The organism is Lihuaxuella thermophila (genome assembly GCF_900110165.1).
GTDB lineage: Bacteria > Bacillota > Bacilli > Thermoactinomycetales > Thermoactinomycetaceae > Lihuaxuella > Lihuaxuella thermophila.
Window position 1 is genome coordinate 1 of the sequence record NZ_FOCQ01000027.1, and the last position, 8,626, is coordinate 8,626.

Sequence of the window (8,626 nt, forward strand, 5' to 3'; positions counted from 1 at the left end):
GGTGGGGCAAATGATTGGGGTGAAGTCGTAACAAGGTATCCCTACCGGAAGGTGGGGATGGATCACCTCCTTTCTACGGAGTATCTTCGGATACACAAACGAATTCTCTTCTCAGGTCGTGATGCTTGCTCACTCTTTAGTTTTCAGGGAATACTTTTAACCCCCTCAAAGCTTTTCGGCTTTGAGGGGGTTTTTTATTATACGCTTCTGTGATTAATAGTTCATTTTCTCGAAGAAATGGGTAGTGTCTTGAACTTACCCTGCCGGAAAACGTACCCGTTGATATCGACTTGCACCGCATCCCGGCAAATCCGGGAAAGGGAGAACCGGAACACTGGCATGCTGGTTTCCGGTTTCCTTTCCGTTTAATTTCCGCTGAAAAGGTAACCTTGCAGGAAGATGAAGTAACCGATTATGCATGGTTGTCTCTGGATCAGATGTCAAAGACGGGGATGAGCCAACCGATTATACGATCTCATCCGGACATCTTAACACCGGCCGTATCCAATTATAGAGTCTTTCACGGAAAATGCCGAACCTGTGTGCGAAAAGAGATTTGGTATTTTTGATCGTATCAGCAGATGCAGTTTTAACTCGATATTTATTTGCTTGAATCCAAAATATTTACGCTGGATCAAAAGCCTGCACAACTGAAGATAATGGTAATTTTTAGATAAGGACGGACTGGAGAATCCACACGGTATTTGATTGATATAAAATGAAGGTGAGAGGACAATTACATTCAGGAAGGTTTTTCCCATGGTCAAATTGCTCATTGCCGATCGTGATTCCAAGGAAAGAGAAGGTTTAAAATGGCTGGTTCAGGCGTATCCCATTCCTTTTGGACAGGTGCATCTGGCCGGAAATCCGGATGAATTGATCCGGTTGCTGGAACGGGAAGCCCCTGAGGTGCTGTGTATCGAGCTGGATATGATTCCCCGTTCGCAATGGGAACAGTTTAAGAAGCACGCTGTTCACTTTGTGCAAAGAGTGATTGGGATGACGGCGGAAGCCACTTTTGAGCGGGCGATGCAGGCCATTGAACTGCATGCGGTTGATTTGTGGGTGAAACCGGTTTCGCCGGATCGGATGAAACGAAGGTTAACCCATGTTTACAAACAGATGGCCGAAAACCGTTCTAGCTTTCAGGGGAGCCACCCTCCTGTTCTTGCTCCTGTCTCTTATCAAACGTTGTTTCTGGAGCAAAAATCACTGAATGAAAACAGAAGTCTGTTGCTCATCCAGCCGGAACAAGCGAAATTTGTGCCGGTTCTTCATCAGTTTTTGGAGGAGTATCCTTTTCATCACCGGCCTGATTTATTTCCACTAAGCGATGCGGTTGTCTGTGTGTTTCCCAGGATTTATCCGGATGATCATACATTTTTTCAGCAAGAAGGTCACCGGCTGCTCAGTGTTTGGTCGGAACACCATGAAGTGCCTCTGGCTTTGGTCGTTTGCGTAACCGATTCCCAACAGTCCTTGCACCAAAAATATAGATCCGCTAAAAAAGCGTTGGAAATGCGTTTTTTTCGGGGGCATCAGCAAGTGATTTTTGTCGGTGAACAGGTCGACTGGCTTCAGATTGACCCGTTTCTGAGCACGGAAGAACAAAGAGAGTGGCTGCAGATGCTTTCCCGCTATGATAAAGAAGGGATCAAGGCCTGGATGCACCGGCATTTTTCCTATCGAAATCCCCCCTTTCCCGAGCCGGGGCTGCTCAGAATCCGGCTTACGAGCATCTTGGCCCAGCTCCGTCGTTATATGCAGTCCCATCTGCTCGATGAAGATCCTGACATGGAAGCCCATTATCACAGGGTGTTTGCTTCGATTCTGTACAGTCCGGTGTTATTCCGCATTGTGCAGGATATGTTGCTGTTTGCTTACGACCTCTTAGTTGCAGCAGAGGAGAGAAGTTTGCGCGGAAACTTTAATATCATCGAACAGGCGGTTCAATATATGGAGACACATTTTTACCGCCATGATTTGAGCTTGGCGGAAGTGGCCGAATATGTAGGCAGAAATCCCTCTTACCTGAGCCATGTGCTCACCAGCCAGAAAGGAACTTCGTTTCGGGAGATTCTCACCGGGATCCGGCTCCGTCATGCCTGCCGATTTTTAAGGGAAACCCCCCTCACGGTCCAGGAAATCGCCGATCAAACCGGTTTTAAAAATCCCAATTACTTCAGCCGGGTGTTTAAAGAGCATATCGGTTGTACTCCGCGGGCTTACCGTGACCAAAAAAATGAAAGAAAAACAAAATAATCAGTGAAAAATGTGGAAAGCGATTGCTTTCTATTTTTTTACCTAAAAAAGTTTTCCTCTTTCAAATTGCTTCTGTCTATGGAAATAAATGATCTTTTCATATACTTATTTTAGTCAAAAAATTGTTACAGGATGGTGTTGCGAGATGAGCGGAAACCAAACGGCCCCCCGTGTGGTCCGGGCTTACCGGGGAACCGGGCTGCATGCCAAAGGATGGATTCAGGAAGCGGCTCTCAGGATGCTGATGAATAATTTGGATCCGGAAGTGGCCGAACGGCCGGAAGAATTGATTGTGTATGGAGGCATCGGCAAGGCGGCACGGAATTGGGAAGCTTTTGACGCGATCGTTCAAACGCTCACCGAGCTTGAAGACGATGAAACGTTGCTCGTCCAATCAGGGAAGCCGGTGGCTGTATTTAAAACCCACAGCGATGCTCCGCGCGTGTTGATCGCCAACTCCAACTTAGTCCCTGCATGGGCCACCTGGGATCACTTTCACGAGCTGGATAAAAAAGGGTTGATGATGTACGGACAGATGACCGCCGGAAGTTGGGTTTATATCGGCAGCCAGGGAATTGTCCAAGGTACGTACGAAACGTTTGCCGAGTGTGCCCGCCAGCACTTTGGCGGAAGTTTGCGCGGCACCATTACCGTAACGGCAGGGCTGGGGGGGATGGGTGGAGCTCAACCGCTGGCCGTGACGTTAAACGGCGGCGTCGTGATTGCGGTTGAAGTAGACCCCTCCCGAATCCAGCGTCGTTTGGATACGAAATATCTCGATACACAAGTGGACAGCCTGGATGAAGCGATAAGGCTGGCTGAGGCGGCGAAAAAAGAGGGAAAACCGCTGTCCATCGGCCTGGTGGGCAATGCGGCCGATGTACTTCCCCGGATGATCGAAAAAGGGTTTATTCCCGACATCGTGACCGACCAAACCTCTGCGCATGATCCGTTAAACGGGTACCTCCCGCAAGGAATGTCTCTGGAAGAAGCGGCCGAACTGCGAAAGACAAATCCGAAGCTGGTCGAAGAACGGGCGAAACAGAGCATCGCCAACCATGTACGGGCCATTTTGGCGATGCAGGACAAAGGGGCGGTCGCTTTTGACTATGGAAACAATATCCGACAGGTAGCCAAAGACCAAGGAGTGGAAAATGCCTTTAACTTCCCCGGATTTGTACCGGCTTACATCCGTCCCCAGTTTTGTGAAGGAAAAGGGCCGTTCCGCTGGATTGCGCTTTCCGGCGACCCGGAGGATATCTATAAGACGGACGAAGTGATTATGCGCGAATTCAGCCATAATGAAAGTCTTTGCCGCTGGATCCGGCTGGCCAGGGAAAAAATCAGCTTCCAGGGGCTTCCCGCCCGGATTTGCTGGCTGGGATACGGGGAACGGGCCCGGTTTGGAAAGATCATCAATGACATGGTCGCATCCGGTGAATTGAAAGCGCCCATCGTCATCGGACGGGATCATCTCGATTCGGGATCGGTCGCTTCACCGAACCGGGAAACGGAAGGAATGAAAGACGGCAGTGACGCAGTGGCCGACTGGCCGATTCTCAATGCCCTGATCAATGCGGTTGGCGGAGCCAGCTGGGTATCGGTGCATCACGGTGGCGGCGTCGGTATGGGATATTCCCTGCATGCGGGAATGGTGATCGTTGCCGATGGGACCAAAGAAGCGGAAAAGAGGCTGGAGCGTGTGCTCACCACTGACCCGGGCATGGGTGTAGCCCGCCACGCGGATGCCGGATATGAGCTGGCCATCCAAACAGCCAAGGAAAGAGGCGTACGAATTCCCATGCTGAAAGATTAATGCAAAAATGAATCGCTGAGCACCATTTGCGAACGGAAAGCACGGTGGGTCAACCCGGCCGAGCAAGCTCCGGTGGAAGAGGCGGATCACGGTCGCAACGGGTGTGAGTCGATTCTCGTTCAAAGCAGTCTATTTCTTCGCCGTCGAAAGAAACATCGCCAACCACTTCGGTAACTCTTAGATAGCACACTTTTACAACGGGAATGGACGTGAAACGAACCGTTCATTCCCAAATATCTTCATCAGGAGGGAGCTATTTTTGAAACAGAAAAAGCCGCTCTTTATCCGTCATGCCAACCAGCTGGTCACCTTGGCAGGCAGCTCGCACGCACCGCTTACCGGTCCGGCCATGAATGAGTTGAAGATCATTGAAGATGGAAGTGTCTGGATGGAAGACGGTGTGATTCGAAAAGTGGGAAAGGATGAGGAGTTAGCCACCCTATACCGGGATCGTCTTTCGGAAGCGGACGTAATCGATGCGACGGGCCGGTTGGTCACGCCGGGCCTTGTAGATCCTCACACCCATCTCGTATATGCGGGAAGCCGGGAAAACGAATTTGAAATGCGCCTGCAAGGGGCTACCTATATGGAGATCATGAACGCGGGCGGGGGGATTCATGCCACTACTTCCGCCACTCAAAAAGCGGATCACCGCCAGTTATATGAGGAAAGCAAGCGCCGCCTCGACCGGTTTTTGCATCATGGAGTTACGACAGTGGAGGCGAAAAGCGGTTACGGTTTGACGCTTGAGCATGAAATGAAACAGTTGGAAGTAGCCCGTGAATTAAATGAGACACACGAGGTGGATGTGGTCTCCACTTTTATGGGCGCTCACGCCGTTCCCGTTTCCTTCAAACAAGATCCGGAAACTTATGTCCGGCTGGTCATTGATGAGATGATCCCGGAAGTGGCTCGCCGCGGTTTGGCGGAATTTAACGATGTATTTTGTGAACGGGGGGTCTTCACACCCGAGCAGTCGAAAAGAATTCTCGAGGCGGGGCTCAAGTACGGGCTGAAGCCGAAAATTCACGCCGATGAGATCGAACCTTACGGGGGAGCGGAACTGGCTGCCGCGATTGGATGTGTTTCCGCCGATCATCTTCTGCGTGCATCGGAGGAAGGGATTCAGGCGATGGCCGAAAAAGGAGTGGTCGCTGTTCTCCTGCCGGGAACCGCCTTTTTCCTCATGGCAGAGATGGCCTCAGGCCGGAAAATGATCGATGCAGGGTTGCCCGTGGCTTTGTCGACCGACTGCAATCCCGGCTCTTCTCCCACTGTGTCGCTTCCGTTCATCATGAACCTGGGTTGTCTGAAGATGGGTATGACCCCTGCGGAAGTGTTGACTTCCGTCACGATCAATGCAGCGCATGCCATTTGCCGGGGCCATGAAATCGGAAGCATCGAGGAGGGCAAAAAGGCGGATCTGGTCATCTTTGACGTCCCCAATTATATGAGCCTTTCCTATTATTATGGCGTGAATCATGTCGATACAGTCATCAAAAACGGAAGAGTGGTGATCCAAAATGGGCAAAGAAATGAATTCGTCGCATAATTATCCGTACCCATTGCTTGTGCCTCCTCCCTTTCGCTGGGATCAGAGGGAGGTCAATGAGCCAAAGGTTCATGAATGGATTGAAACCCTTGATGTGACATCGGTGGTGCCTCCGGACTGGTCACAGGTGGATGTGACCATTTTGGGAGTTCCGCTTTCCCGTTCCTCCATCAGTGCCTCGGCGGCCAGCGAAAACCCGGATGCCATCCGGAGGGCCTGGAAGTACTTTACCACTTACAACCTGGAAGAAGATGTAGATCTGACTGTGCTCAAAGTGATCGATCTGGGAGATGTGAGACAGCATGTCACGGATATCTCTGTCTGCCACCGCAATATCAGGGAAGCGATGGTGGCGATGCGGACTCATCATCCCAATACCTTTCCTCTTATGATTGGCGGGGACCATTCCATTACGGCGATGCTTGTGAAAGGATGGAAAGCAGCCCACCCTGAGGAGAGGATCGGTATTCTCCAGTTGGATACTCATTTCGATTTGCGCAGCCTGGAGGACAACGGCCCCAGTAACGGCACACCGATTCGCAATTTGATTGAAAGCGGAACCGTGAAAGGAGAAGATGTTTTCAATATCGGTCTGCATGGATTTTTCAATGCCAAATCGCTCAAGGAGTATGCCCACCGTTCGGGTGTCAACTATATCACATTAAAAGAGGCGCGCAAACGAGGAGTCGCCCGGACGGTTGAGGAAGCTCTTCAACAATTGGCGGACAAAGTGGACACCATTTATCTGACCGTGGATATGGATGTGTTGGATATCAGCGTAGGACCGGGTGCTCCTGCTTCCACTCCCGGGGGAATGCGGAGCGATGAACTGTTTGAGGCGGTACAAATAGCGGGAAGTTGCCCCCGGGTCCGGGCAATGGATATCGTTTGCCTCGATCCTGTAAAAGATGTCGCCCAGGCTACCGTCAAAGCGGGTGTCCATGTCATGCTTTCGTTCTTGACCGGATTTGCCAAAAGAAAAAGCTGAACCGTTTGAAAGGGGGAGTTTTGGATGACCAGACCCGAAACAGCCGTGCAGCTGGAACCTAAAACAACGACTCCGGCCAACATCGCCAAGTTTTTTATTTACAGTCTGATCGGTATCTTCATGTTTTTTGTCCCCGTTACTTTCAAAGGAAAATCCTCCATACCCCTGGATCACTTGGTTACCCTGGTTCGCGACGTTGCTCCGTCCGCCGTTCCTGTCTATGTCCTTCTTGTCATGTTGCTGGGCGCGATTTACCCGTTTGTAAAAGGGGCATGGAAAAAAAGCAGCGTCGACATCATATTCTCCGTTCTTAAAATTGCCGGTTTTGTTGTGGGTGTGATGATTTGGCTCCGGATCGGACCTGATTGGCTGTTTGCCCCCGATATGGGTATCTTTCTATTTGAAAAACTGGTGATCCCCGTCGGATTGCTTGTCCCGGTCGGTTCGGTCTTTTTGGCTCTCCTGGTCAGTTACGGATTGCTGGAATTCATCGGTGTCTGGGTGCGCCCGATCATGCGGTCGGTATGGAAAACCCCGGGGCGCTCGGCAATCGACGCTGTCGCTTCTTTTGTCGGCAGCTATTCGCTCGCTCTTCTCATCACCAACCGATTGTTTAAAGAAGGAAAATATACCATTAAAGAAGCGACCATCATCGCGACCGGATTTTCGACCGTTTCAGCTACCTTTATGATCATTGTGGCGAAAACGCTCGGGATCATGGAATACTGGAATTTGTACTTCTGGGTCACGATGGCCGTCACATTTCTGGTAACGGCCATCACTGCCCGCATCTGGCCCATTTCCAAAAAGAGCGACGTGTACATCACGGGAACGGGTGAACCCGAACCGGAATATAAGGGAAACTACTTAAAAAATTCATGGAAGGAAGCGATGCAGGCAGCCGAGCACGCTCCATCCCTGATCCAAAATGTTTGGAGCAATCTAAAAGACGGATTTGCCATGACGATCGCGATTTTGCCTTCCATCATGTCTGTCGGCCTGATCGGCTTGGTCTTGGCCAAATTTACCCCCGTTTTTGACTGGTTGGGATATCTGTTTTACCCCGTCACATGGATGCTGCAGATTCCGGAGCCCCTGCTCGCGGCAAAAGCTTCAGCGATCGAAATCGCCGAGATGTTTTTGCCGGCGCTCATTGTGGCAGAGGCACCTTTGGTCACCAAGTTTATCATTGCCGTGGTCTCTGTTTCGGCCATCCTGTTTTTCTCGGCTTCCATTCCTTGCATTTTGTCTACGGAGATCCCCCTCTCCATCTGGGAGTTGATCATCATCTGGTTTGAACGTACGATCTTTACCTTGATTCTGGTCACTCCCATTGCCTATTTGTTGCTTTGATCAATTTTTTGGAGACGGATGGCTTCAAGACTGCCGCTGTACGGTCGGCAGTCTTGTTTTATTTCCAATCAATAACAATAGAAAATCTAAAAAAAGGGGGTTGCATTGATGATGTAACCGTGATATATTATTGATTGTCGCCGCGATTGAGCGGTGAAACTGATGAAAACAAGCGCACCTTGAAAATTAGATATGGAATAAAGCAATTGACAATTGACAAACTTGGTCAAGTTCGTCAAGTTGCATTCACCGGAGAAGAACCGAGCAACATGCAGGTTAAGCTACTAAGGGCACACGGGGGATGCCTTGGCGCCAGGAGCCGATGAAGGACGGGGCGAACACCGATATGCCTCGGGGAGCTGTAAGCGAGCGTTGATCCGGGGATTTCCGAATGGGGCAACCCACCAGCTGGAAGAGCTGGTACCGCCGCCTGAATCCATAGGGCGGACGGAGGCACACCAGGGGAACTGAAACATCTTAGTACCCTGAGGAAGAGAAAGCAAACGCGATTCCCTGAGTAGCGGCGAGCGAAACGGGAACAGCCCAAACCGGCAGGCATTGCCTGCCGGGGTTGTAGGGCGTCTCACATGGAGTGACAAAGGGAAGGGATAGGCGAAGTGGTCCTGGAAAGGCCCGCCATAGAGAGTAACAGCCT

General features: G+C 50.7%; 5 protein-coding genes and 2 rRNA genes. All 7 read left to right on the forward strand.

The genetic code is table 11. From position 1 onward, the window contains the following. A 16S ribosomal RNA gene (locus BMW55_RS18665) occupies nucleotides 1-73 on the forward strand; the annotation flags it as partial. Nucleotides 74-759: 686 nt separating this feature from the next. Continuing rightward, a complete protein-coding gene (locus BMW55_RS18675) occupies nucleotides 760-2,262 on the forward strand; it encodes a helix-turn-helix domain-containing protein (RefSeq protein ID WP_089973321.1) in 1,503 nt (500 codons plus the stop codon). Between the two features lie 145 nt (nucleotides 2,263-2,407). Further along, on the forward strand, nucleotides 2,408-4,078 hold the full coding sequence (gene hutU, locus BMW55_RS18680; RefSeq protein WP_089973323.1) for a urocanate hydratase: 1,671 nt from the start codon (nucleotides 2,408-2,410) through the stop codon (nucleotides 4,076-4,078). Between the two features lie 259 nt (nucleotides 4,079-4,337). Next, nucleotides 4,338-5,630 carry an imidazolonepropionase gene (gene hutI, locus BMW55_RS18685; RefSeq protein WP_089973325.1) on the forward strand — a complete coding sequence of 431 codons (1,293 nt, stop codon included), beginning with the start codon at nucleotides 4,338-4,340 and terminating at the stop codon, nucleotides 5,628-5,630. Beyond that, a complete protein-coding gene (locus BMW55_RS18690; RefSeq protein ID WP_244527628.1) occupies nucleotides 5,602-6,618 on the forward strand; it encodes an agmatinase family protein in 1,017 nt (338 codons plus the stop codon). Before hutI ends, BMW55_RS18690 begins: the two co-directional genes overlap by 29 nt. A gap of 24 nt (nucleotides 6,619-6,642) precedes the next feature. Beyond that, a complete protein-coding gene (locus tag BMW55_RS18695; RefSeq protein ID WP_089973327.1) occupies nucleotides 6,643-7,971 on the forward strand; it encodes a YjiH family protein in 1,329 nt (442 codons plus the stop codon). 274 nt (nucleotides 7,972-8,245) lie between these two features. Next, nucleotides 8,246-8,626, forward strand: a 23S ribosomal RNA gene (locus BMW55_RS18700); the annotation flags it as partial.